The following is a 23,370-nucleotide window of genomic DNA, read 5'->3' as shown; positions in this document are numbered from 1 at the left end:
GTCCTGGGTCCCGGGGCCCGTCCTGGGCCCTGCGGCCGAGGAGATCACCGACCGGGGTCAGGGGTCATCGGGGCAGACGGCTCTTACGATGTTACGTATGACCACTGCCTCCCCCACCTCGGTCGACCCCGTACCGATACCCCTCGACGACGACCCCGGTGGTGGGGTCCTCGGCGGCCGCTACCGTGCGCTGACGCTGGGGATCGTCTCGGTGGTCCTGGTGATCGCCTTCGAGGCGACGGCCGTCAACACCGCGATGCCGACCGCGGCCCGCGAGCTGAACGGGCTCGGGCTGTACGCGTTCGCCTTCTCCGGCTACTTCACCACCACCCTGTTCGCCCTGGTCGTCTCCGGCCAGTGGTGCGACCGGAGCGGCCCGCTGCGGCCGCTGTTCAGCGGCATCGCCGTGTTCGGCGTGGGGCTGGTGGTGGCCGGGACGGCACCCGGGATGTGGGTGTTCGTGGCCGGGAGGGCCATCCAGGGCCTCGGCGGCGGGCTGGTGATCGTCGCCCTGTACGTGGTGGTCGGCCGGGCCTACCCGGAGCGGCTGCGGCCCGCGGTGTTCGCGGCCTTCTCCTCGGCCTGGGTGCTGCCCTCGATCATCGGTCCGCTGGTCTCCGGGGCCGTCACCCAGCACCTGGGGTGGCGCTGGGTGTTCCTGGCCGTGCCGGTGCTGATCCTGCTGCCGCTGGCCGTGATGGGCCCGGCACTGGCCCGCACCGAGCGCGAGCACCCGGTGGCCAGGGGCGCGGCCTTCGACCGCCGTCGCACCCTGCTGGCCGCGATGGCGGCGGTCGGCGCCGGCCTGCTGCAGTACGCGGGCCAGCGGCGCGACCTGATCGGGCTGGCCCCCGGGATCGCCGGGGCGGCGCTGCTGGTGCCGGCGGTCCTCGGCCTGCTGCCGGCGCGGACCCTGCGGGCCGGCCGGGGACTGCCGGCCGTGATCCTGCTGCGCGGGCTGGCCGCGGGGGCGTTCTTCGCGGCCGAGGCCTTCATCCCGCTGATGATGACCACCCAGCGTGAGCTCTCGCCGACGCTGGCCGGCCTGACCCTGACCAGCGGCGGTCTCACCTGGGCGCTCGGCTCCTGGCTCCAGGGCCGGCCCGGGGCGGAGCGCTACCGCACGGTGATGATCCGGGGCGGCTTCGTGCTGACCGCGGTGGCGATCTCGGGCGCCGCGCTGGTGCTGTTCCCGGCGGTGCCGGCCTGGGCCGCGTCGGTGGCCTGGGGCGTCGGCGGCGTCGGGATGGGGATGGCGATCGCGAGCGTCAGCGTGCTGATGATGAAGCTCTCCACCCCGGAGGACGCCGGGGCCAACTCGGCCGCGCTCCAGATGAGCGACGCGCTGGGCAATGTGCTGCTGACCGGTCTGGCCGGTGTGATGTTCGCGGCGCTGGGCGGCGGCTCGCTCGCCGCCGCCCACGGGGGCGGCGGGGAGGCCGGCTCGCCCGGCGCCTTCGCGGTGATCCTGCTGTCGATGGCCGGGGTGGCGCTGCTCGGCGCGGTGCTCTCCGGCCGGGTGCGGACGAAGGCCTGACGGTCAGCCGGCGGTGGCGCCGGCGGGGGCCGCAGCGGGGGCCGCGGCCCCCGCCGGGGCGCCGAGGAAGGCCTCCCAGCCGCCGGCCGGGGACTGCCCCGGGGCGAGGGTCTGGAGCTTGCGCAGCACCGCCGGGTCCTGGGCGTCCAGCCAGTCGACCAGCTGCCGGAAGGACACCAGCCGGACCTCCGGCTTGTCCGCGATGGTCCTGAGGACGTCCTCGACGGCGTTCATGTAGATGCCGCCGTTCCACTCCTCGAAGTGGTTGCCGATGACGTACGGCGCCCGGTTGCCGTCGTAGGTGCGGTCGAACCCCATCAGGTAGGCGTCGCGGGCCTGGGTCTGGAAGCCGGGGTGGAGCGCCGGGTCGGCCTTGGTGTTGGGGCCGCACTGGTTGTACATGATGTTGTAGTCCATCGAGAGCACCTGGAAGGTGTGCCCGGGGAACGGGATGGACTGCAGCGGGAGGTCCCACAGCGCGCCGCCCTGGATCTTCTGCGGCCACACCTGGGTGCCGTTGCCGCTGCTGTCGTAGCGCCAGCCGCGCCTGACCGCGGTGGGCAGCAGGTTGCGCTGGCCCTCCAGGCAGGGGGTGCGGCTGCCGATCAGCTCCTTGCGGTAGTCGAAGGGCAGCGCGGGCAGGTCGGTGAAGCCGGTGTTGGTGCGCCAGTTCGTCACGAAGTCCATCGCCTGCTGGATCTCGCTGTCCCACTCCTCCGGGGACCACGCGCCGACGCCCGTGGAGCCGCAGAAGTGGCCGTTGAAGTGGGTCCCGATCTCGTGGCCCTCCAGCCAGGCCGCGTGCACGTTCTCCAGGGTGTCGCGGATGTGCTGGTCGCTCAGGTAGCCGATGTCGGAGGCGCCGACCTTGTGCTGCGGCGGGCGGTAGAGGTCCTTCTTGGACTCGGGCAGCAGGTAGAGGCCGCTGAGGAAGAAGGTCATCTTCGCGTCGTGGTCCCGGGCCAGCCGGCGGAAGCGGGCGAACAGGCCGTTGTCGAGCTCGCCGGCGCCGTCCCAGGAGAAGACCACGAACTGCGGCGGGCGCTGGCCGGGCTGCAGCCGGTCGGGGACGGGCTGGTGCGGCTGGGCGCCGGTGTCCGAGGTGGAGCCGTCACCGATCAGGACCGCCTGCGGCCGGGGGAGCGGGGCCGGGGCCGGAGTGGCGCCCTGCTTGTCGGCCGCTCCGGTGGCCGGCGCGGCGCTGCCGGTCGCCCGCTCCTCGCCGGTGGCGTGGTTGCTGCCGCACCCGGCCGCCAGGGTGGCGGCGGTGGCGGCGCCGGCCGTCAGCAGGGTGCGGCGTGAGAGGGCTTCCATGGTCACTCCGTTCGTGGGGCGGGCGGGCGGCGTGCGGGAGTGCGGAGTCCGGTCGGACAAGTGGGTGATACAACCCGTAACCGGGTCAGCATGGCACGAGGGCGGGGCCGGTCGAAGAGGCGCAGCGCGAGCTCGTGAGTGATCGCTCGAACGACGCAACCGATCGGGTCCGTTGAACCGTCGGTAGCTCGTGTCGGGCGTGCACCCGCGGCGATCGTGCGCGGGGGGCGGTCGTCGCGCTCCGCGACCGGGCGCCCACGCGGCGCAGAAAAGAGGCCGTCCGCCCTGCCGATCGGCGGGTGCCGGTACGACCGTCGTATGGACGTGCCTTACAGTCCGTTCCGGTTGAATTGTTCCCAGGAAACTCCCAGGAAGCGGGGTTCCGTCGGCAGAGGGGAGCGCCCATGGGCGTCCAGCAGAGCAGGGGCCCGTGGCCGGGCACCCTGGCGGCCGGGGCCGCGCTGGTCCTCGGTGCCTGGCTGCTGCACGACGGAGGTTCGTCGCTGCCGCCCGCGCCGGGGGCCGGTCAGGCCCAGGCCGGGATCGCGCCGGTCTCGATCGTGCCGCCGCTCGGCCCGTCCGCGCCGACCCGGATCCGCATTCCGGCGGTGCGGCTGGACGCCCCGGTCACCGCGCTCGGGCTGGACGGCGCCGGCCGTCTCCAGACCCCGCCCGAGGCGGACCGCAACCTGGCGGGCTGGTACCGCGGCGGGGCCAGCCCCGGCCAGCGCGGCACCGCGATCCTGGCAGGACACGTCGACAACAAGGCCGGCCCCGCGGTCTTCTATCATCTGGGCGCGCTCCGTCGGGGGGACCGGATCGAGATCGCCCGGGCGGACGGCGCCACCGCCGTCTACCAGCTCTACGCCATCGAAGTGCACGACCGAAAGGACTTCCCGGACGACCGGGTCTATCGTCAGGCCGCTGACGCACAGCTGCGGGTCATCACCTGCGGCGGTTCGTACAGTGAGGAACACGGCTACGACGGCAACGTCGTCGCCTACGGTTTCCTGGCCGACACCACCCCGCCGGGCAAAGCCGCATGACCACGCTGACCCTTGCCTCCCGCTGGAACCCGATCGACTGGCCGCTCACCGAGGGCCTGATCCCGCACGCCGTGCTGGCGGCAGGCTGGGCGGCGCTGTTCGCGCTAGCCATCGGCCGCGGCCGCAGCTGGTGGCGGGTCCGCCTACCCGCCGCACTGTTCACCGCGGCCGCGCTCAGCTGGCTGCTGGACGTGGTGGTCGACGGATGGTGGCACCCCTTCCCCGAGGGCACTCCCCGGTACGTCACCTGGTGGATAGCCGTCGCCCTGCTCGGGCTCTGCCTGGTCGGCTACCGGCTGCGCCGGCTCACCTGGCGGCGCCGGGGGCTCGCGCTGGGCCTGAGCGGCCTGGTGCTGCTGATGTCCTCCTCCGAGGTCAACATCGGCTTCGGCCAGTTCCCGAGCGGGCGCGTGATGCTGGCGCCCTGGCTGACCAGGACCGACGGGCTGGTCGCCACCAAGGCGGGCCAGACCATGAGCGCCCCACCCGGCAAGTCGCTGGAGGAGGCCTGGAAGCCCCCGGCGGACCTGCCCGAGAAGGGCACCGTCTCGGTGGTGCCGATCCCCGGCACCAAGTCGGGCTTCAAGGCCCGCGACGCGTACGTCTACCTCCCGCCCGCCTACCAGGCCACCCCGCGGCCGCTGCTGCCGGTCGTCGTGATGATCACCGGCCAGCCCGGGGTTCCGGGGGACTGGGTGCTCTCCGCGCAGATCAACGAGGCGCTGGACGCCTTCGCCGCGGACCACGGCGGCCTCGCGCCGATCGTGGTGATGCCCGATCAGCTCGGCTCCACCTGGGCCAACACGCTCTGCCTCGACTCCAAGATCGCCAAGACCCAGACGTACCTGGCCGTGGACGTGCCGGACTGGGTCCACCAGAACCTCCAGGCCGCGACCGGCCGCACCGCGTGGGCGATCGGGGGCGCCTCGATGGGCGGCACCTGCGCGCTCCAGCTCGGCGTCAACGCGTCCGACGTGTACGGCACCGTCCTCGACATGTCCGGGCAGGAGGAACCGACCCTGGGCAGCCGGGAACAGACCGTCAAGGCCGCCTTCGGCGGTGACGAGAAGAAGTTCGACGCGGTCGATCCGCTCCAGGTGATGGCCCGCAGGAAATTCCCGGACACCAACGTCGCGTTGGTCGTCGGCGAGACCGACGAGGAGTTCAGACCGCAGATGGAGAAGGTCTACCGGGCCGCGCAGGCGGCCGGAATGAAGTCCAAGTTCGACCTGATGCCGGGCGGCCACGGCTGGGTCGTCTTCCGCCCCGGCATCGTCCAGCAGCTCCCGTGGCTCGCCCAGCAGACCGGGCTGACGCGGTGACCGGGGCGGGGACCGCGCTGGCCACCGTCGGCGAGCAGCGCAAGCCGGGGCCGGACGCGGAGCGCTCGGCCGAGCGCGGCACCGACCGGGCTCCGGTCACCCGCACCGCGGAGCCGCGCCCGCAGCGGGTCCGGCGGGCGGCCAGGGCGCTCGGCTCCCGGCTGCGCTCGGCGCCGCTGACGCTGACCCTGCTGGCCGGGCTCTGGCTGCTCGGCGCGGCCACCGGGAGCCTGGGCCACGGCCCGTCCGAGCGGCTGCTGGACCGGGCCGGGATCGGCCTGCCCACGCTGGCCGAGGGCCACTGGTGGACGCCGGTCACCTCGATGTTCTGGTGCTCCGGCAGCGGCTCGTACGTGTTCACCAGCCTGCTGCTGCTCCTGGTCGGCCCGGCCGCCGAGCACCGGCTCGGGCGGCCGCGCACCCTCGCGGTGCTGGTCGGCGGGCAGGTCGTCGGCACCCTGCTGGGCACCGCGCTGGTCGCCTTCGGCTCCTCGGCGGGGGAGCAGTGGACCGCCTCGGTGGCCGACCAGATCTCGGTCGGCCCCGGCGTCGGCGTGTTCGCGCTGGCGGGGGTGCTCGGGTACCGGCTCACCGTGCTCTGGCGCCGCCGGCTGCACCTGCTGGTGCTGCTCGTCCCGCTGGTGATGACGCTGTACGTGGGCCACCTGCAGAGCGTCCAGCGGTGCGCCGCCGCGCTGGCCGGGCTCGGCCTGGGCGCGCTGGTCAGCCGGGGCCGCCCGCACCTGCGCACGCACCGCTCCTCGCACTCCGAGACCCGGGTGCTGGTCGCGCTCTGCCTGGTCGCCGCCGCCTTCGGGCCGCTGCTCGCCTCGCTGTACGACAACGCCAGCGGACCGTTCAACACCTTCTCCGAGCTGTACTTCTCGCACCGGCTCAGCCCGGACGAGGTCGCCGACTTCTGCGCGCTGTCGGCGCACGACTGCGCCCGCGCGCACGCCGTCGTCCGGATCTTCGACACCCCGGGCCGGATGATGGCCGCGCTCTTCCCGGCGCTGCTGCTGGTGCTCGCCGAGGGGCTGCGCCGGGGGCTGCGGCTGGCCTGGCTGGTCACCGTGGCCACCGAGCTGCTCTGGGCGGCGTTGCTGTGCTGGCTGTACCTGGACGCCGGGCCGGTGAGCCGGGACGTGGTGCAGTACTTCGTCGAGGCGCTGCTGCTGCCGCTGCTGACCACCGCCCTGCTGGTGGCCACCCGCAAGCGCTTCCCGCTGCGGCTGTCCGGCAGCTCGGTGCGCCGGCTGGCCCTGGTGCTCGGCGGCGCGGCGCTCGCCTCCGCGGCCACCTACGTGGGGGTCGGGCGGCTGGCGGCCGGGGAGTTCGAGCCGGGGGCGACCGCCCGCCGGCTGGTGGCCGGGCTGCCGGCCCAGTTCCTGCCGCCCGCGTACAACGACCTGCTGCCGGACTACCCGATCGCGGTCGGGCCGGTGGCGCGCTTCCTGGAGACGTACTGCGGGCTGGCGTTCTGGGCGGTCGCGCTGGCCGTGCTGCTCTCCGTCTTCCGCCGTCCGGTGCTGCACACCGACGCGGCGGCGGCCGACCGGGCGCGGGCGCTGCTGACCGAGCACGGCGGCGGGACGCTCTCGTTCATCGCCACCTGGGACGGCAACCACTACTGGTTCGACGAGCAGGGCCGGGCGGCCGTCGCCTACCGGGTGGTGGGCACCGTCGCGCTGACCACCGGCGACCCGTTCGGCGCGCCGGAGGACCGTGCCGGGGCGGTGGCCGGCTTCGCCCGGTACTGCGACGCGCGCGGCTGGACGCCGTGCTTCTACAGCGTCTGCGGCGAGACCAGGGACGCCGCCGCGCGGCTCGGCTGGCGCTCGCTGCAGGTCGCCGAGGACACCGTGGTGCCGCTGCCCGAGCTGGCCTTCACCGGCCGCAAGTGGCAGGACATCCGCACCGCCCTCAACAAGGCCGGCAAGCAGGGCATCTCCGCGGAGTGGTGGGCGTACCACGAGGCGCCGCTCGCCCTGCGGGAGCAGATCCGGGCGATCTCCGAGGAGTGGGTCTCCGAGAAGGGCCTGCCGGAGATGGGCTTCACGCTCGGCGGGCTGGCGGAGCTGGACGACCCGGACGTGCGGGTGCTGATCGCGGTGGACGAGCAGCGGGTGGTGCACGGGCTGACCAGCTGGATGCCGGTGTACGAGGACGGCGTGCCGGTGGGCTGGACGCTGGACTTCATGCGCCGGCGCTCGGACGGCTTCCGCGGCGTCAGCGAGTTCCTGATCGCCTCGGCCGCGCTCGGCTTCAAGGAGGAGGGCGCGCGCTTCCTGTCGCTGTCGGGCGCGCCGCTGGCCCGCACCGGGCAGGACGAGGAGCCCACCGGGCTGCAGCGGATGCTGGACTGGATGGGCAAGGTGCTGGAGCCGGTGTACGGCTTCCGCTCGCTGCTGGCCTTCAAGGCGAAGTTCCAGCCGGAGTACCGGCCGATGTACATGGCGTACCCCGACCCGGCCGCGCTGCCCGGCATCACCCGGGCGATCGGCAAGGCGTACCTGCCGCACCTGACGGCGGCCCAGGGCGTCCGGCTGATGCGCAAGCTCTCGGGCTGATCCGCCCCGGGGAGGGCGGGCGACCGCACGGGCTTCCCGGGCCCCGGACCCGGGTTGCCGCCGACGGACGCGGGTGGCCGGAAGCGCGGGGGCGCTTCCGGACGCCGCCGCCCGTCAGCCGAGCAGCTGGGCGAGCGCGCGGTCGGCGTCCAGGTGCAGGTGCTCCTCGCCCTCGGGGACGAGCAGCCGGCTGCGCCACAGGAAGCGGCGCAGGTCGGTCGTGTCGAACTGGAGCAGCGCGGTGCCCTCGGGGGCCCGCAGCTCGACCATGGTGCGCCGGCCGACCGCGGGCCGGACGTGGACGTCGCCGGCGCCGGCCGGCAGCTCGATGCCGGCCGAGAGCAGCTGGCGCGCGAAGATCCAGACGATGTCCTCGGAGCCCCGGCGTTCGGCGGGCTCGTCCAGCGAGAACTCGGCGGGGAAGGCCATCCGGACGGCCAGCGGGTCCTCCGGCAGGTAGGAGAGCACCACCCGCAGCCGGACCGAGCGGTGGGGGGAGAGGATCAGACGGGCCTGGACGGGCTCTTCGACGGTGCGCACGGGTGGGTCCCTTCGGTTCGGTGCGAGGCCGCGGTGCGGCAGGTGGGGTCGGTACGGCCTCACCCTGGTGAGAGTCCCGGGACGGGTGGCGATTACCGGGTTTCACGAGATATCGGATGTGATCCAGGTCACATCGATTTCCGGCCGCGCGGGCCGGGCGCGGCGCCTCGCCCGGAGGCCCGAACGGCGCCGGACCCGGTACGCTGGGCGGGTTGCCCGATCGCCGCCCGACCGCGGGGCGAGGCCGCTAAACCGCCTCTGACCTGCGATGATCCCCCCTCGGAGACCGTGAGTACTGCCGCCGCCTCCTCGATGCCGCTGTTCTCCGACGCACCGGAGTCGCAGGCGCCCGCCCGATCCGCCGGCCATGGTGCGCCCGCCGGTTCGCACCACCTCTCCCCGGCCTTCCCCGGCCGCGCCCCGTGGGGCACCGCGGGCAAGCTGCGGGCCTGGCAGCAGGGCGCGCTGGACAAGTACATCGAGACGCAGCCGCGCGACTTCCTCGCGGTCGCCACCCCGGGCGCAGGCAAGACCACCTTCGCGCTCACCCTGGCCTCGTACCTGCTGCACAACCACCTGGTGCAGCAGGTGACCGTCGTCGCGCCGACCGAGCACCTGAAGAAGCAGTGGGCCGAGGCCGCCGCGCGGATAGGCATCAAGCTGGACCCGGCGTACTCCTCCGGGCCGCTGTCCCGGGAGTACCACGGCATCGTGGTCACCTACGCGGGCGTCGGGGTCAACCCGATGCTGCACCGCAACCGGACCGAGGCCCGCAAGACCCTCGTGATCATGGACGAGATCCACCACGCCGGTGACTCCAAGTCCTGGGGCGAGGCCTGCTTCGAGGCCTTCGAGCCGGCCACCCGCCGACTGGCGCTGACCGGTACGCCGTTCCGCTCCGACACCAACCCGATCCCGTTCGTGGCGTACGAGGCGGGCGGCGACGGCATCCGCAAGTCCGTCGCCGACTACACCTACGGCTACGGGCACGCGCTGGCCGACCACGTCGTCCGCCCGGTCATCTTCCTCAGCTACAGCGGCAACATGCGCTGGCGCACCAAGTCCGGCGACGAGCTGGAGGCCCGGCTCGGCGAGCCGATGACCAAGGACCTGATCGCCCAGGCCTGGCGCACCGCGCTGTCCCCGCAGGGCGAGTGGATCCCGGCCGTGCTCCAGGCCGCCGACCGGCGCCTCACCGAGGTCCGCAAGGCGATCCCGGACGCCGGCGGGCTGGTCATCGCCACCGACCAGAACGTGGCCCGGGCCTACGCCAAGATGCTGCGCGAGATCAGCGGGGAGAAGGTCACCCTGGTGCTCTCGGACGAGGCCGAGGCGTCCAAGCGGATCTCCGACTTCGCGGAGGGGACCTCGCGCTGGATGGTCGCCGTCCGCATGGTGTCCGAGGGCGTCGACGTGCCCCGGCTCAGCGTCGGGGTGTACGCGACCTCGATCTCCACCCCGCTGTTCTTCGCCCAGGCCGTCGGCCGCTTCGTGCGCGCCCGCAAGCGCGGCGAGACCGCCTCCGTGTTCCTGCCGACCATCCCGCTGCTGCTGGGCTTCGCCAACGAGATGGAGCTCCAGCGCGACCACGTGCTGGACCGGCCGAAGAAGGAGGGCGAGGGCCTCTTCGACGAGGAGGACCGGCTGCTCGCCGAGGCCGAACGGGCCAACGACGGGCCGGACGGCGCGGGCGGCGAGGAGTTCTCCTACGAGGCGCTGGGCTCCGACGCGGTCTTCGACCGGGTGCTGTACAACGCCATGGAGTTCGGCATGCAGGCCCACCCGGGGAGCGAGGAGGAGGAGGACTACCTCGGCATCCCGGGCCTGCTGGAGCCGGACCAGGTGCAGATGCTGCTCCAGAAGCGCCAGCACCGGCAGATCCAGCGCAGCAAGACCAAGCCCGCCGAGGAGGCCGACCTGCTGGAGCTGCCGGCCGAGCAGCGGCCGGTGGTCACCCACCAGGAACTGCGGGAGCTGCGCAAGGAGCTGAACGCGCTGGTCGCCGCCTGGCACCACCGCACCAGCCAGCCGCACGGCACCATCCACAACGAGCTGCGCCGCCAGTGCGGCGGGCCGCTCACCGCGCAGGCCACCGTCAACCAGCTCAACGCGCGGATCGCGAAGATCCGGGAGTGGGCCAAGTAGCGGAGCCGCGAGCGCGCCCGGCCGTCGGACCGGGGGCGCGTCCGGTCATCGGACCGGGGGCGCTCCCGCACCCCGACGCACCCGGCGAATCGCGGGGGTTTGTCCGGAATTCGAGCCGGTGTTGAAGTTGATCACGCCCGAATTTTGGACAACCACTTCCGTCGCGTCATTTCCTTCACTACCTTTCCCCCACGCTCTTCCGCCGGGCAACCCCCGCGGGACGGCGTCGCGGGGCCGTGCGCGTCAAGGACGACGCCGTGCGGCCCGAGCGCGGCCACCCCCACCTGCGCGCGACACCGACCTTGGAACGGCGCCGCCCGCCCCGCGAGCGCCGCGGAAAGGATTGCCCGTCGTGACTGCCGAGACCTCCCAGACCCTGGACCGCGGCGTCCGGGTCCTCAAGCTCCTCGCCGACTCCGAGCGAGGGCTCACCGTGACCGAGCTGGCCGCCCGGCTGGCCGTCAACCGGACGGTGGTCTACCGGCTGCTGGCCACCCTGGAACAGCACGGCCTGGTCCGCCGGGACATCGGCGGGCGCGCCCGGGTGGGCCTCGGCGTGCTGCGCCTCGCGCACCGGGTGCACCCGCTGCTGCGCGAGGCCGCGCTGCCGGCCCTGCGCAGCCTCGCCGAGGACCTCGGCGCCACCGCCCACCTGACCCTGGTGGACGGCAACGAGGCGCTCGCCGTCGCCGTGGTCGAGCCCAGCTGGACCGACTTCCACGTCGCCTACCGGACGGGCCTGCGCCACCCGCTCACCGAGAGCGCGGCCGGCCGGGCGATCCTGGAGGCGCGCACCTTCCCCAGCCAGCGCCGGCCCGAGCAGGGCTTCGTCATCACCCGTGCGGAGGAGCAGTCCGGGGCGAGCGGGGCGGCCGCCGCACTGGTCGGGCTGAGCGGCATCGAGGGCAGCGTCGGCGTGGTGATGCTGAACGGCATGGTGCCCGAGCGGGTCGGCCCCCGGGTGGTGGAGGCGGCGACCGAGGTGGCCGACGCCCTGAGGTAGCGCCCGCACACGGTGTCGGGTGTGTTTGGATTCCCCTTGTGTCCGACACCAAGCTCCCCAAGGCCCTCACCACCCCGCGGACCCGCGCGCTCGCGCTGTGCGGGGTGCTGGTCGCCGCGCTGTTCGGCGTGGCCGCCTTCGTTCCGCTGCCGTACACCCTCACCTGGCCGGGCCTGACCGCGGACACGCTGGGCTCGTACCAGGGCAAGCCGGTGCTCACCATCACCGGGGCGCCGCTGCGCACCACCGAGGGCGAGCTGCGGATGGTCACCATCACGGCGACCAACGCGGGGCAGAAGAACACCTTCTGGCGCTCGCTGCGGGCGTGGTTCGACCCGAAGGAGGCGGTGCGCCCGTCCGAGACGGTCTACCCGGAGAGCAACCCGGTGAAGGCCGACGAGGCGACCGCCCAGCAGATGGCCGAGTCGCAGGACGCCGCCACCGCGGCCGCGCTGGGCTACCTCCACCTGTCGCCGGACCAGGTGAAGGTCAAGGTCGACCTGGGCGAGGTCGGCGGGCCGAGCGCCGGCCAGATGCTGGCGCTGGGCATCGTCGACAAGCTGGCCGGCGACGGCAAGGGCGGCGACCTCACCGGCGGGCTCACCGTCGCCGGCACCGGCACCATCGACAAGGACGGCACCGTCGGCCCGGTCGGCGGCGTCCCCCTGAAGACGCAGGCGGCCGCCCGGGACGGCGCGACGGTGTTCCTGCTGCCCAAGGACGAGTGCGCGGACGCCAGGGTGAACACCCCGGCGTCGCTGCGCCTGGTGCCGGTCGGCACCCTCGCCGAGTCGGTCTCCGCCCTCCAGGCGCTGAGGAGCGGCGGCAGCGTCCCCTCCTGCTGACCGGGCGCCGCCCCTCCCGCGCGGGGCCGGCCCGGTCGGCGGGGTCAGACCCCGAAGGCCATCTCGGCGAAGTCCTCGCCCACCCGGGTGCTCAACCGGGCGGCGATCCCGGCCAGCCGGTGGGCCTGGGCCATCGGCAGGGAGACCGAGATCGCGCCGATGCCGGTGCCCGCGACGACCGGCACCGCCGCACCCGCCGTGCCGAGCGCGTACTCCTGGAACTGGGTGATCGGGACGGCCCGCCGCGGGCCCTGGCGCGGCAGCAGCGGCAGGCAGGCCGGGTCCCGCAGCGTGTACGGGGTGAACGGCACCATCGGGTAGCGGGCCAGGTGGGCCCGGCGCTCCTCGGCCGTCATCAGGGCCAGCAGGGTCTTGCCGGCCGCGTGGGCGTGCGCGCCGGCCCGGAAGTCGTGCCGGTCGACCAGCGGCGCGCCGGGGGCCTCGGCGGCCTCGACCAGTTCCACCTCGCCGTGCCGGTACCAGGTGAAGTAGACGGCGGCGGACAGTTCGTCGGCGAGCACGCCCAGCAGCGTCCGGAGCCGGGCCCGGCCGGTCGCCGGGCCGTCGTCCCGGATCAGCCCGGCGACCGCGGGGCCGGTCCGGTAGAGCCCGCTGCGGCGTTCCAGGTAGTGGTCGTGCACCAGGGTGCGCAGCAGGTGGTAGGCGGTGCCCAGGGCGAGATCGGTGTCCCGGGCGAGCTGCTTGGCGGTGGCGCCCTTGGGGTAGCGGGCGGCCGCCTCCAGCAGGCGCAGGGCGCGCTGGGCGGAGGCGATGAGGGTGGGGGCGGTACCGACGGCCGCGACCGCGTTCGTCATGCCGGGGCCGACCCGGCGCGGGGCGCGGCTGCCGCGGGTATCAGCGGACCGGAGGGCGGCGCGAGAGGTAGTAGAACGTTCATATAGAAATCTTGCGGCCGTCGGCGCCTCACGCATATGCCCGAATCGGCGCGTCGGACCGATCCGATCCTCCTACTCGGCGGCGGCCTGGTCGACCAGCGGCAGGATCCGGTACGGCACCGGGTTCTCCAGCACGATCGCCGTGGACGAGCGGACGATCCCGTCGAAGCCCAGCACCCGGTCGATCACCCGCTGCAGATCGGCGTTGGACCGGGCCACGATCCGCACCAGCATGTCCCCGATCCCGGTGATGGTGTGCAGCTCCAGCACCTCCGGCACGCTCGCCAGGTGCGCCCGCACGTCCGCGCCCTGGCCCTGGGAGATCTCCAGGGTGGCGAAGGCCGTCACCGGGTAGCCGATCGCCGCCGGGTCCACCTCCGGGCCGAAACCGCCGATCACGCCCTTGGCCTGGAGCCGGTCCAGCCGGGCCTGCACGGTGCCCCGGGCGACCTGCAGCCGGCGCGAGCACTCCAGCACCCCGATCCGGGGCTCCTCGGCGAGCAGCCGGATCAGCCGGCCGTCCAGGATGTCGATGGCGTCGTTGGTGCTGCCCGCCTGGGCGGCGGAAGACCCCTGCGGAGCGGAGGAAGATCCCTGCGGAGCGGAGGAAGATCCCTGTGGAGCGGCGGAGTTGGGCGAGCCGGGGGAGCTCGGGACGTGAGCGGGGGGCATCGACGGCACCGTCCTGTGGTGGGCATTCTGTACAGCGGCGCGGCCGATTCTCCCGTTCCGGGGCACAGCTTGACCAGGAGGAAACGGAACAGTTGCGCGCAGGTCGGACCGGCGCCACCCTCCAGCCACACCCCCGTGCGCAGGGCCCCACCCCCGGTGCCCGGGACGGCCAGGATGGTCCGTACGCCTACCGGGAGGGCAGTCATGACCGACACCGCCGCCGAACCCGTCCTGTTCGGGGCCGGCCTCGAACCGGACCCCGCGGAGCAGGGGCCGCTGCCGATGGGCCGCGCCGACGCGGTGGTCTTCGCGGTCGCCGACGCCGAGCGGGCGGCCCGCCGCTACTGCGCCGCGCTCGGGCTGCGCTGTACCGCGTACGCCGGGCCGCGGACCGGGGACCCGGAGACCCTCTCGTACGTGCTCGCCGCGCCGGGGACGCGGATCGTGCTCACCTCCCCGGTGCGGACCACCGGCCCGCGCGGCCGGGAGCTGACCGCGTACCTCGACCGGTACGGGGACGGGGTGCTGGACCTCACGGTGAGCGTGCCGGACGTCTACTACGCCTACGACTACGCGGTGGACCGGGGCGCGCTGTCGCTGGCCGAGCCCTACGAGGCGCGGGACGACTACGGCGCGGTGGTGCTGGCCACCATCGGCGTGCCGGGCGGGACCAGGCACACGCTGGTGGACCGGGCGGGGTACGTGGGGCCGTACCTGCCGGGGTACGTGCCGTGCGACGGCTTCTGACGGCGCCCGCCGTGCGACCGTCCGCTGTCCGACCGCTCGCGCCGCGACGGCCGGCGGTGCCGTCGCCCGCCGCCCGCCGCCCGCCGCCTGACGGGGTGTCGGGGTGTCGGGGTGTCGGGGTCCGCGCGTCAGCGGACCACCGTCTCCACGATCGGCGCGTGGCCGTTCCAGGAGGCGAAGACCGAGTTGGCCTCGTCGCCGCGGGTGAAGTCGACCCGCAGCCACTGGCCGTCGGTCCACACCTGCATCTGCCAGCCCGGGTCCGGGGTGGCGGACACCAGGGTGGCCCGGTCCGGCTTCAGGTCCAGCGCGACCTTGCCGCCGGGGATCGGGTAGCTCTTCACCGTGGACGTCGCGGCGGCGCTGGGGGTGGGCCGGCGGCCGGGCGACGCGGTGGTGGTGGCGGGAGCCGGGCCGTGCGGGGCGGTGGCGGCAGTGGCGGTGGTGGTCGGGGAGGCCGCCGGGGAAGGGGCCGTGGACGGTGGGGTGGAGCGCGGCTGGTCCGGCGTGGCGGGCGCGGAGTGCGGCGTGCCCTCGGCCTTCGGGGAGGGCAGCGCGATCGCCGTGGGCTGCTCGAACGCGGCGCCGGTCAGCACCGCGTGCACGCCGAGCCAGGACAGCGCCACCGCCGCCCCGGTGGCCGCCGCCCAGGCGCCGAGCTGTACCAGTCCGTTCCGCATCGTCCGCACATCCTGCCGTATTTCCAAACGGATGGAGACCGGCACCCCCGGTATTCGGCAGGGCAGTTGCACAATGTCCGGACCCACCCCCGAGGTACAGACCACTGACCGGCGATGGCGTACCGTGCAGGCCCATGGCAACAGTGCTCGTGGTCGAGGACGACCCCTTCGTACGCTCCGCCCTCATCCGCCACCTGACCGACACCGGTCACGCGGTCCGCAGCGTGGGCACGGCTCTGGAGGCGCTGCGGGAGGTCGCCCAGGTCGGCTGCGACCTGGTGATCCTCGACCTCGGACTGCCCGACCTGGACGGCAGCGAGGCGCTCAAGATGATCCGGGGCCTGACCAATGTGCCGGTGATCATCTCCACCGCCCGGGACGACGAGGCCGAGATCATCCGGCTGCTCAATGACGGCGCCGACGACTACTTGGTGAAACCTTTCTCCGGGGAGCACCTCAGTGCCCGGATGACCGCCGTGCTGCGCCGCTTCGGCAGCGGCGCGGCGCCCGTCGCCCAGCTGCTGCGGGTCGGCGGACTGGCCATCGACCTCCAGCGGCGGGAGGCCGCGCTGGACGGGAGCCCGCTCGACCTGACCCGCCGTGAGTTCGACCTGCTGGCCTTCCTGGCGGCCAGGCCCGGCGTGGTGGTGCCCCGCAAGGAGATCCTCGCCGAGGTCTGGCAGCAGACCTACGGCGGCGACCAGACCATCGACGTCCACCTCTCCTGGCTGCGCCGCAAGCTCGGCGAGACCGCCTCCAACCCCCGCTACCTGCACACCGTCCGGGGCGTCGGGGTCCGGCTGGAAGCCGTCGGGGGCGCGGCGGAGCACCGGACATGAGGCGGTTCGGGCGCTCGCTGCGCTGGGCCCTGATCAAGGCCGCCGTCGCCGGGACCACCATGGTCGCGCTGGCCTTCCTGATCCCGCTCGGACTGATGGTCCAGCAGACCGCACGGGACCGGGCCTTCACCGCCGCCGAGCGGCAGGCTGCGGCGCTCGGGCCGGCCCTGGCGATCACCACCGACGAGGAGGCGATCACCCGGGCGCTGGCCAGTACGGACGCCGGCGGGCAGGGGCGGATGGCGGTGCACCTTCCGGCGGCCGGGCAGCCCGCCGGGGCGGGTGGCGGCGGCGCGCTCCACGGCGGCGCGGCGGCCGGTGGGGGAAGTGGAGCGGGCGGAGGAAGTGGAGCCGGCGGCGCGGCAGCCGTCGGCGGGAGTGGAACCGCCGGCGGGAGCGGAGGCGGCGGCGACGCGGTCCACGCCGTCGAGGGCGACGGAGCCGGGCCGGGCGGAGGCGGCCCCGGGACGGTGGCCGCCGGGACCGGCGAGCCCGGGGGCCCGATGCTGGGGGAGGGGCGCGCCACCACGGCCGACGTGGCCACGGCCGGCGGGCAGGGCCGCTCCTTCACCGTGAAGGTGCCCGGCGGGTACGCCCTGCTCCAGCCCGTCGCGGTGGACACCGGGCGGACCGCGGTGGTCGAGGTGTTCGTGGCCGAGAGCGACCTCACCCGGGGCGTCGCCACGGCCTGGCAGGTGCTCTCCGCCGTGGCACTCGGCCTGGTCGCCATCTCGGTGCTGGTCGCCGACCGGATGGGCAGCCGCATCGTCGCCTCCGCGCGCAAGCTCGCCGCCGCCGCCCGCTCGCTCGGCGCCGGGAACCTCTCCGTGCGGGTCCCGGTGGAGGGCAAGCAGGTCGAGGGCAGCCCCGAGGAACTGCGCGAGGCCGGCCACGCGTTCAACACCATGGCCGACCGGGTGGTCCAACTCCTCGCCGCAGAACGGGAACTGGCCGCCGACCTGTCGCACCGGCTGCGCACCCCGCTGACCGTGCTGCGGCTCAACGCCGCCTCGCTCGGCGAGGGCGACGCGGCCGACGCCACCCGGCACGCGGTCGCCCAGCTGGAGCGCGAGGTCGACCAGATCATCCGCTCGGCCCGCCGCGCCCCCGAGGACGCGCCCGCCGTCTCCGTCGGCTGCGACGCCGCCGAGGTGATCCGGGAACGGGTCGCCTTCTGGTCGGCACTGGCCGAGGACGAGGGACGCCGCTGGCAGCTGGCCGGCGCCGAGCGGGCGGCGCCGGTGCCCGTCCAGCGCGGGGACCTCGCGGCCGCCGTCGACGCGCTGCTCGGCAACGTCTTCCGGCACACCTCCGTCGGCACCGCCTTCTCGGTGGACGTGCTCGCCACCGACTGCTCGGTGATCGTGCTGGTCGGCGACGCCGGACCGGGGTACAGCGACCCGGCCGCCGCCCTCAAGCGCGGCGAGGGGCACGGCGGAGAGGGCTCCACCGGCCTCGGCCTGGACATCGTCCGCAAGCTCGCCGAGTCCACCGGCGGGGACGTCGCGCTCGGCCGATCCGCGGTGCTCGGCGGCGCCGAGACCCGGCTGCGGCTGCGCACCGGGCCCCAGGAGGCGGAGCCCGCGCGGGGCGGACGGCGGCGGAGCCGGGGCGCCCTGTTCCAGAGGTGAGGGGGCGACCACCGTCCCGGTTCCGGCCGTCCGGGTTCCGGCCGTTTGTGCTCCGCCCGCGACGGAGTGCGGCCGGTCAGAGCCACTTTGTCACGCTGAGTAGCTGATCGTGTCCGGTTCCGTTCGGACGGCATCCGGTATCGTCGCTGGTTGGCCGAGCCGTGGACGGAGTGGACAGTGACAGCGGTGCAAGACGAGCGCAGCCCGGTGCGGACCGCACCCGACCCCTCGCCCGCCCCCCTGTCGGACCGGCTGCGCCGGGCCCTCGGCGCCCCCGTCCGGGCGCTGCGCGAGGCCCCCCGGCGTCCGCTGCTGGCGGCCTCCGCCGTGGCACTGCTGTCCCTGCTGGTGTACGCGGTGGTCCGCCACTTCGTCCACACCTCGATGGTGGACATGATCGTCTACCGGGCCGAGGGCGCCGCCGTGGCCAACGGCACCGACCTGTACGCGCTGCGCGTCACCGAGTGGAACCTGCCCGCGACGTACCCGCCGTTCGCGGCGATGCTGTTCGTCCCGACCACCTGGTTCCCGGTGCCCGTCCTCCGGGTGGCGATCACTCTCGGCAACGTCGGGCTGCTCGCCCTGCTGACCCACCTGTCCTTCAAGCTGGTCGGCTGGCCGCGCCGCGAGCTGCGGCCGATCGGCGTGATCCTGGCGACCGGCCTCGGGGTCTGGCTCGAACCGGTCTTCACCACGCTCCGCTACGGCCAGATCAACCTCGCGCTGGCCTGCCTGATCCTCTGGGACCTCACCCGTGCGGACGGGCGGCGGAGCAAGGGCGTGGCGATCGGCATCGCCGCCGGCATCAAGCTCACCCCCGGCCTGTTCGCGGTCTACCTGCTGATCACCGGTCGGATCCGGGCCGCCTTCGTGGCGGGCCTCACCTTCCTCGGCACCTTCCTGCTCGGCGCCCTGGTCCTGCCGGACGCCACCTGGGGCTTCTGGACCAAGTACCTCTACGACTCCTCCCGGGTCGGCAAGACCTGGATCGTCGACAACCAGTCGATGCGCGGCGCCTTCGCCCGCCTGCTGCACAGCGCCGACCCCGGCACCGTCGCCACCCTCGGGGCCGGCCTGATCGCGCTGGCGGGCCTCGCGGTCTCCGCCTGGGCCGCGCGCAGCGGCCGCTGGCTGCCCCGGGCCGAGGCCTGGGGCGTCTGCTGCGCGGCCGTCACCGCCGTCCTGATCTCGCCGATCAGCTGGACCCACCACTGGGTCTGGTGCGTGCCGATGCTCGTCCTGCTCGCCGCCGAGGCCTCGGTCGAGCACGCCCGCCCGGCCGGCGTCCGCCGGCTGCGCTGGCGGGCCGTCTTCTGGGCCACGCTGGTCGCGTTCCTGTCCTTCGCGATGTGGGCCGCGAAGCCGGTCGGCCTGGCCGTCCTCGACATGTCACCGTGGCGCCAGCTGCCGACCTCGGTCTATCCGTGGGTCGGACTCTGCTTCCTGCTCGCCGCCGCCGTCCGGATAAGGGCCCGACGGCGTTCGGCCGGCGCGCCGCTGGTCCGGCTGCCCGGACAGCGGGACGCCGGAGGGCCGGACACCGCCCGCGGTCGTCAGCAGGCCCCCGCGGCCCGCTGAGCCGGCGGGGGCGCCGCTCCCGCTTCCCTGCTCCCGTTGTCGCCGCCGGTCCTTGCGGGCGTGGTCGCGTTCCTGGGGGTGTTCGTCCGGGTGCTGGTGCTGGTGCTGGTGCTGGTGCTGCTGGTGCGGGTGCTGATGCTGGTGCTGGTGTACGAGCCGGTGCACGCTGCGGCGCATGTCTAGGCGAGCAGTTCGGCGAGCGAGCCGTCCATGTCCAGCGCGGCCAGCTCGCTGCCCGGCGGAACCAGCCGGTGCGCCCGCTCCAGCCAGGCCGCGACGGCCGGCAGCGGGGCCTCCAGCAGCGCGTCCCCGGCGGGCGAGCTCAGCGCCAGACAGAGCACGCTGCGCCGGCCCGAACGGGTCGGCCAGATCCGCACGTCACCCTGGCCGCACGGGCGGAAGGTGCCCTCGACCAGCAGCTCGCGGGCGAACACCCAGGTCACCGGCGAACCGGTGTCCAGGTGAAAGGTGATGTACACCGCGTACGGGTCGTGGCTGCCGTAGGACAGCCGGGCCGGGACGGGGACGCTGTGCTCCGGCGAGAGCACCAGGTTGAGCTCCAGCTCGTGCTCGACGACGCTGACGGGACGCTCCATGATCGTCTTCCTCTCTGCCTTCGGGCGGTGCCCGGTTCCGGGCCCCTGTGACCTTTGAGAGGGCGGTCCGCACCGGCTCTTACACACGTTTCCGGGATTTCTTCGGGAAGTTTGGTGAGGGTGGTGAACGGCGGGTGGCACGGCGCGCGAGCAAACGTCGTGCGCTGGGTTCCCTACCTTGAGCTACCCCCTGCTGTCCGGGGAATCGCGAACTTTCCGTCACGGCTTCGGTGAGGTACTACCCTTTGTGACTGTCCGGCGACTGTCCGCCCATCGGTGGCGCCCCCACGCGCGCCGAGCGCAGGGTGCGCGCCGGGTCGTGCGCGCGCGTGGACGCGTCTGCGGTGGTCGGGCCCGGTCGGCCCGCGCCGTCCTCGTCAGGACCTGCCAGGAAAGAAGACCCCCATGACGGACCGCCCCTTCGCCGCCGACGGCGACCCGGCCGTCGCACCCGAGCCCGGCTACTACTCCGACCCCTCCATCCCCGGCTTCGTCCGGTACTGGGGCGGCTCGGCCTGGGTGCCCGGCACCAGTCGGCCCGCGCCCGCCGGGGGCGAGGTGCTGCAGCCGCCCCGGTACGCGACGCGGCGGTCCGCCCCGGGCGGTGCGGCGGTGCGGCCGGTGCGGCCGCCGGTAGCGCCGGTGGTGGCGCCGGTGGTGCCGGAGCCGGCCGGGCTCCCGGAGGTGGCAGCGGCGCCGGAGCCGGTGGCCCCGGAGCGGATGGCCCCGGAGCCGGTGGTGCCGGGGGCGGTGGCGGAGGTCCGGGTCGGGCCGCCCGCGGGTGGGGGTGACACCGGGCCGGTGTACTTCGACCAGACCTCGGGCGGGGCGTCCTTCGTGCTCGGGCCGCGGGTGGCGGAGGTGATCGGCGGGCCGGTGTTCCGGACGGTCGACGGGCCGGGCGTTTCGTCGGGCGTTTCGCCGGGGGTCTCGCCGGTGGCGCCGTCGGGCTTCGCCGGCGCCGGGCTGCCCGGGGCCCTGGAGGAGCCGGTGGCCGTCGGTGCGGTGCCCGAGGCGGTCCAGGGGATGGGTACGGCCCTGGGTTCGGGGCCGGCCCCGGCGCCCGTGGTCGGGGAGTCCGGGTGGCAGGCCGATCCCCGGGCGCAGCCGGGCCTGATGGAAGCGGGCGACGCGCCGCGTTGGGTCTCCTGGGGGGTGCTTCCGGAGGCGCTCGATGCGGAGGAGGGGTGTGCGGAGCCCGAGCGCGCTCCGGCTGCCGTCGAACTGGCCGCGGCCGGCGCTCCCGCCGCGGCGGTGACCGTGCGGGAGACGCCGGTACCGGCCGTCCTGGCCTCGGGCCCGGTGCCGGTGGTCGGCGAGAAGGCGATTCCGGCCCCGGCCCCGGCTGCGGTCCAGGCCCCGGCTGCGGTCGCCCCGAAGCCGGTGGCTGCGGTCGCCGCGACCGCCGGGGCCATGGCGGCCTCCGCCGCCCCGCTGCCCGCCGTACGGACGGTTCGGGAGACCGCCGTCCAGCCCCGCCCGTCCGCCGCCGCCCCCGCCGCCACCGCGTCCTCCCGGGCGGCCGGCGCCACCCGTACCGCCCGGACGGCCCGTACCGCCCGGGTCGCCGTGCCGGCCGGCCTCGGCCGTCGCCTGGCGGCGCGGACGGTGGACACCGCCGTGCTGCTGGTGGTCGCGGTCGCCGCCGGGATTCCGCTCGGCCGCTCGGTGACCGACCACCTCCAGCAGAAGGTCGACCAGGCCCGGATGGCCAGCGCCCTCAGCCGGCGTCAGATCCAGGTCTGGCTGGTGGACGACGTGGTGCTGGGCAAGATCGCCGTCCTGATCGGCATCCTGCTGTTCGTCAGCCTGCTCTACGAGGTGCTGCCGGTCGCCCGCACCGGCCAGACCTTCGGCAAGCGGCTGGCCCGGATCCGCGTGGTGAACACCGCCGCCCCGGCCGGCCGGACCAGACTGAGCCTCGGCCGCTCGCTCCTCCGGTGGGCGGTGCGGCAACTCGGCACGGTGCTGCTGCTCGGCCTGGTCTGGCCGGTGTTCGACCGGACGGCGCGGCGGGGGTGGCAGGACCGCGCGGCCCGCACCCGGGTGGTGCGCGGCTGAGGGCCGATAGGCCCAGTGCAAAACGGACAAAATGTCCCAAACATTGAGAATGTGTGATGTTCTACTCGGGGTCATGAGCACCCACGACCCCTCAGGCCCCCAGCCGGAGGGGGGCGGCAAGCCCTCCTTCGACAAGCAGCCCCCGCAGTCGGGCGGCGGCACGCCGGAAGGCGAGCCGTCGGGCCCGACCCCGTCCCCCGAGCCGTCCAACGAGCCGCCCCACGAGCCGTCCGGCGGCCCCGGCGCCTACCAGGGCACCTACGGCGGAAGCCCGTACGGCGAGCCGACCCCCGGTCAGAGCCCGTACGGCCAACCCCCGTACGACCGGACGCCGCCCGGGTACGGCCACGGCTACGGCCCCGGCGCGTACGGCACCCCCGGCGCCGGCCCCGTCCCCGGCATGCCGCCGATCGGCACCTGGCCCAAACGGATCCTCGCCCGGCTGATCGACTACCTCCTGGTGCAGGCCGTCGCCGTGATCATCGTGGGGCCCTTCGTCGACCTCGGCACACGCAACGGCTCCACCGAGGCGTTCTGGCTCGGCTGCGCCATCTACCTCGTCTACGACGCCCTGATGCTCAGCCGGGACGGCCAGACCCTCGGCAAGAAGGCGACGAAGGTCCGCGTCGCCATGCTCGTCGACGGGAACAAGCCGACCCCGGCCGCCGCCTGGACCCGCGCAGCCGTCTTCATCCTCCCGGCCGTGCTCTGCTGCGCCGCGCTCTGGTGGATCATCGACGGGTTCTTCGGCGTTTTCGACAAGCCCTACCGGCAATGCCTGCACGACAAGGCCGCGAAGACCGTGGTGGTCACCACGGAGGTCTGAGCGGCGGCGCAGGACACACCGGCGCCCGGCGGCCGATCAGCGCTGCCGGGCGTACGCGTGCCCGGTGGCGGCCGCAGCGGGGCGGGGTGCCCGCGCCGGGTCCGCGCCGCCCGCCTCCACGGTCGCGTCCTCCACGGTCGCGGCCCGCGCGGCGGCGGCCCGCGCGGCGGCGGCGGACATCGAAAGCACCGTCACCACGGTGCCGAGCACCAGCGCGAACCCCACCAGCACCGCGACCGCCAGGACGCCCGAAGCACCCGAAGCGGCCAGCAGCACCACCGTGGTGGCGACGACGGTGAACGAGCCGAGGCAGACCTGGGCGACGGAGGGGCGCGGCATGGCGGAGGTCCTTCGCACGTCGGGGGAAACGGGCGGGAATGGTGCCGGGTTCCAGTGGTCCTACCCCGCGGGGAGACGGGTACGACCAGGCTAGCCCCCGAACGCGGGGGCACAGGGGGCGCACGGGCTCACCCCGGGGTCGTCCGGCCCGGTCGGTACGGTGAGGCGAAACCCGTCGACACC

General features: G+C 74.4%; 21 protein-coding genes. 14 read left to right on the top strand and 7 right to left on the bottom strand.

Translation table 11 applies throughout. The annotated features are described in order from the left end of the window. Window positions 1-97 precede the first annotated feature (97 nt). On the top strand, window positions 98-1,537 hold the full coding sequence (locus ACWGKU_RS16455; RefSeq protein ID WP_452178236.1) for an MFS transporter: 1,440 nt from the start codon (window positions 98-100) through the stop codon (window positions 1,535-1,537). A 3-nt stretch (window positions 1,538-1,540) separates the two neighbouring features. On the opposite strand, the gene ACWGKU_RS16450 is transcribed toward ACWGKU_RS16455, so the two are convergent. Continuing rightward, complete coding sequence (locus tag ACWGKU_RS16450) at window positions 1,541-2,851, bottom strand: hypothetical protein (RefSeq protein ID WP_452191463.1); 1,311 nt, start codon at window positions 2,849-2,851, stop codon at window positions 1,541-1,543. A gap of 404 nt (window positions 2,852-3,255) precedes the next feature. Between ACWGKU_RS16450 and ACWGKU_RS16445 the strand changes: the two genes are divergently transcribed. From ACWGKU_RS16445 to ACWGKU_RS16435, 3 genes are read left to right on the top strand one after another with little or no spacing between them, the layout of a single operon-like run. Next, on the top strand, window positions 3,256-3,897 hold the full coding sequence (locus ACWGKU_RS16445) for a class F sortase (RefSeq protein ID WP_380351913.1): 642 nt from the start codon (window positions 3,256-3,258) through the stop codon (window positions 3,895-3,897). Next, on the top strand, window positions 3,894-5,219 hold the full coding sequence (locus ACWGKU_RS16440) for an alpha/beta hydrolase (RefSeq protein WP_401051065.1): 1,326 nt from the start codon (window positions 3,894-3,896) through the stop codon (window positions 5,217-5,219). Before ACWGKU_RS16445 ends, ACWGKU_RS16440 begins: the two co-directional genes overlap by 4 nt. Further along, window positions 5,186-7,789, top strand: a complete 2,604-nt coding sequence (locus ACWGKU_RS16435; protein ID WP_452191461.1) for a rhomboid family intramembrane serine protease — start codon at window positions 5,186-5,188, stop codon at window positions 7,787-7,789. The genes ACWGKU_RS16440 and ACWGKU_RS16435 overlap by 34 nt, the downstream gene beginning before the upstream one ends. A gap of 114 nt (window positions 7,790-7,903) precedes the next feature. Here ACWGKU_RS16435 and ACWGKU_RS16430 read toward each other — a convergent pair whose 3' ends face one another. Next, window positions 7,904-8,329 carry an SsgA family sporulation/cell division regulator gene (locus ACWGKU_RS16430; RefSeq protein WP_401053472.1) on the bottom strand — a complete coding sequence of 142 codons (426 nt, stop codon included), beginning with the start codon at window positions 8,327-8,329 and terminating at the stop codon, window positions 7,904-7,906. A 312-nt stretch (window positions 8,330-8,641) separates the two neighbouring features. Between ACWGKU_RS16430 and ACWGKU_RS16425 the strand changes: the two genes are divergently transcribed. The 3 genes from ACWGKU_RS16425 (at window position 8,642) to ACWGKU_RS16415 (ending at window position 12,322) form a co-directional block, all read left to right on the top strand. Continuing rightward, window positions 8,642-10,474 (top strand): DEAD/DEAH box helicase, encoded by a 1,833-nt coding sequence (locus ACWGKU_RS16425; RefSeq protein WP_387694897.1) that lies wholly within the window; start codon window positions 8,642-8,644, stop codon window positions 10,472-10,474. A gap of 352 nt (window positions 10,475-10,826) precedes the next feature. Continuing rightward, a complete protein-coding gene (locus tag ACWGKU_RS16420; protein WP_049654777.1) occupies window positions 10,827-11,477 on the top strand; it encodes an IclR family transcriptional regulator in 651 nt (216 codons plus the stop codon). A 38-nt stretch (window positions 11,478-11,515) separates the two neighbouring features. Then, window positions 11,516-12,322, top strand: coding sequence for a S16 family serine protease (locus ACWGKU_RS16415; protein WP_401053469.1), 807 nt, complete (start codon window positions 11,516-11,518; stop codon window positions 12,320-12,322). Between the two features lie 44 nt (window positions 12,323-12,366). Here ACWGKU_RS16415 and ACWGKU_RS16410 read toward each other — a convergent pair whose 3' ends face one another. Together ACWGKU_RS16410 and ACWGKU_RS16405 are read right to left on the bottom strand one after the other, a co-directional pair. Then, window positions 12,367-13,137 (bottom strand): helix-turn-helix domain-containing protein, encoded by a 771-nt coding sequence (locus ACWGKU_RS16410; protein ID WP_359904201.1) that lies wholly within the window; start codon window positions 13,135-13,137, stop codon window positions 12,367-12,369. A 153-nt stretch (window positions 13,138-13,290) separates the two neighbouring features. After that, the gene (locus ACWGKU_RS16405; protein ID WP_401055998.1) at window positions 13,291-13,752 is read right to left on the bottom strand and encodes an Lrp/AsnC family transcriptional regulator; all 462 of its coding nucleotides are present in this window, start codon (window positions 13,750-13,752) and stop codon (window positions 13,291-13,293) included. 342 nt (window positions 13,753-14,094) lie between these two features. Here ACWGKU_RS16405 and ACWGKU_RS16400 point away from each other — a divergent pair, with 342 nt between their 5' ends. Continuing rightward, on the top strand, window positions 14,095-14,637 hold the full coding sequence (locus tag ACWGKU_RS16400; protein WP_401055117.1) for a VOC family protein: 543 nt from the start codon (window positions 14,095-14,097) through the stop codon (window positions 14,635-14,637). A 128-nt stretch (window positions 14,638-14,765) separates the two neighbouring features. On the opposite strand, the gene ACWGKU_RS16395 is transcribed toward ACWGKU_RS16400, so the two are convergent. After that, window positions 14,766-15,317 carry a hypothetical protein gene (locus ACWGKU_RS16395; RefSeq protein WP_452178234.1) on the bottom strand — a complete coding sequence of 184 codons (552 nt, stop codon included), beginning with the start codon at window positions 15,315-15,317 and terminating at the stop codon, window positions 14,766-14,768. A 134-nt stretch (window positions 15,318-15,451) separates the two neighbouring features. Between ACWGKU_RS16395 and ACWGKU_RS16390 the strand changes: the two genes are divergently transcribed. The 4 genes from ACWGKU_RS16390 (at window position 15,452) to ACWGKU_RS16375 (ending at window position 19,548) form a co-directional block, all read left to right on the top strand. Beyond that, a complete protein-coding gene (locus ACWGKU_RS16390; protein ID WP_401055119.1) occupies window positions 15,452-16,156 on the top strand; it encodes a response regulator transcription factor in 705 nt (234 codons plus the stop codon). Window positions 16,157-16,215: 59 nt separating this feature from the next. Further along, the gene (locus ACWGKU_RS16385; protein WP_452191465.1) at window positions 16,216-17,787 is read left to right on the top strand and encodes a sensor histidine kinase; all 1,572 of its coding nucleotides are present in this window, start codon (window positions 16,216-16,218) and stop codon (window positions 17,785-17,787) included. Between the two features lie 177 nt (window positions 17,788-17,964). Next, window positions 17,965-19,365: a glycosyltransferase 87 family protein gene (locus tag ACWGKU_RS16380; RefSeq protein WP_452178232.1), complete on the top strand. Its 1,401-nt coding sequence runs from the start codon at window positions 17,965-17,967 to the stop codon at window positions 19,363-19,365. A gap of 60 nt (window positions 19,366-19,425) precedes the next feature. Next, window positions 19,426-19,548 carry a hypothetical protein gene (locus ACWGKU_RS16375; protein WP_452178231.1) on the top strand — a complete coding sequence of 41 codons (123 nt, stop codon included), beginning with the start codon at window positions 19,426-19,428 and terminating at the stop codon, window positions 19,546-19,548. On the opposite strand, the gene ACWGKU_RS16370 is transcribed toward ACWGKU_RS16375, so the two are convergent. Further along, the gene (locus ACWGKU_RS16370; RefSeq protein WP_097237712.1) at window positions 19,545-19,961 is read right to left on the bottom strand and encodes an SsgA family sporulation/cell division regulator; all 417 of its coding nucleotides are present in this window, start codon (window positions 19,959-19,961) and stop codon (window positions 19,545-19,547) included. The genes ACWGKU_RS16375 and ACWGKU_RS16370 overlap by 4 nt on opposite strands. A gap of 405 nt (window positions 19,962-20,366) precedes the next feature. Between ACWGKU_RS16370 and ACWGKU_RS16365 the strand changes: the two genes are divergently transcribed. Both ACWGKU_RS16365 and ACWGKU_RS16360 read left to right on the top strand, forming a co-directional pair. Then, window positions 20,367-22,022, top strand: coding sequence for an RDD family protein (locus ACWGKU_RS16365; RefSeq protein WP_452178230.1), 1,656 nt, complete (start codon window positions 20,367-20,369; stop codon window positions 22,020-22,022). Between the two features lie 73 nt (window positions 22,023-22,095). Beyond that, window positions 22,096-22,848: an RDD family protein gene (locus ACWGKU_RS16360; protein WP_452178229.1), complete on the top strand. Its 753-nt coding sequence runs from the start codon at window positions 22,096-22,098 to the stop codon at window positions 22,846-22,848. A 36-nt stretch (window positions 22,849-22,884) separates the two neighbouring features. Here ACWGKU_RS16360 and ACWGKU_RS16355 read toward each other — a convergent pair whose 3' ends face one another. After that, the gene (locus tag ACWGKU_RS16355; protein WP_452178228.1) at window positions 22,885-23,187 is read right to left on the bottom strand and encodes a hypothetical protein; all 303 of its coding nucleotides are present in this window, start codon (window positions 23,185-23,187) and stop codon (window positions 22,885-22,887) included. Window positions 23,188-23,370 lie beyond the last annotated feature (183 nt).

This window comes from Kitasatospora sp. NPDC054768, assembly GCF_053612025.1.
Note: the sequence above shows the minus strand (reverse complement) of the source record. Positions and strands in the feature narration are given on the sequence as shown.

Coding starts and splice junctions, on each gene's coding strand:
- ACWGKU_RS16455 (WP_452178236.1), top strand. CDS start 98: ATGACCACTGCCTCCCCCACCTCGGTCGACCCCGTACCGATACCCCTC.
- ACWGKU_RS16450 (WP_452191463.1), bottom strand. CDS start 2,851: ATGGAAGCCCTCTCACGCCGCACCCTGCTGACGGCCGGCGCCGCCACC.
- ACWGKU_RS16445 (WP_380351913.1), top strand. CDS start 3,256: ATGGGCGTCCAGCAGAGCAGGGGCCCGTGGCCGGGCACCCTGGCGGCC.
- ACWGKU_RS16440 (WP_401051065.1), top strand. CDS start 3,894: ATGACCACGCTGACCCTTGCCTCCCGCTGGAACCCGATCGACTGGCCG.
- ACWGKU_RS16425 (WP_387694897.1), top strand. CDS start 8,642: ATGCCGCTGTTCTCCGACGCACCGGAGTCGCAGGCGCCCGCCCGATCC.
- ACWGKU_RS16410 (WP_359904201.1), bottom strand. CDS start 13,137: ATGACGAACGCGGTCGCGGCCGTCGGTACCGCCCCCACCCTCATCGCC.
- ACWGKU_RS16400 (WP_401055117.1), top strand. CDS start 14,095: ATGACCGACACCGCCGCCGAACCCGTCCTGTTCGGGGCCGGCCTCGAA.
- ACWGKU_RS16395 (WP_452178234.1), bottom strand. CDS start 15,317: ATGCGGAACGGACTGGTACAGCTCGGCGCCTGGGCGGCGGCCACCGGG.
- ACWGKU_RS16390 (WP_401055119.1), top strand. CDS start 15,452: ATGGCAACAGTGCTCGTGGTCGAGGACGACCCCTTCGTACGCTCCGCC.
- ACWGKU_RS16385 (WP_452191465.1), top strand. CDS start 16,216: ATGGTCGCGCTGGCCTTCCTGATCCCGCTCGGACTGATGGTCCAGCAG.
- ACWGKU_RS16370 (WP_097237712.1), bottom strand. CDS start 19,961: ATGGAGCGTCCCGTCAGCGTCGTCGAGCACGAGCTGGAGCTCAACCTG.
- ACWGKU_RS16365 (WP_452178230.1), top strand. CDS start 20,367: ATGACGGACCGCCCCTTCGCCGCCGACGGCGACCCGGCCGTCGCACCC.
- ACWGKU_RS16360 (WP_452178229.1), top strand. CDS start 22,096: ATGAGCACCCACGACCCCTCAGGCCCCCAGCCGGAGGGGGGCGGCAAG.
- ACWGKU_RS16355 (WP_452178228.1), bottom strand. CDS start 23,187: ATGCCGCGCCCCTCCGTCGCCCAGGTCTGCCTCGGCTCGTTCACCGTC.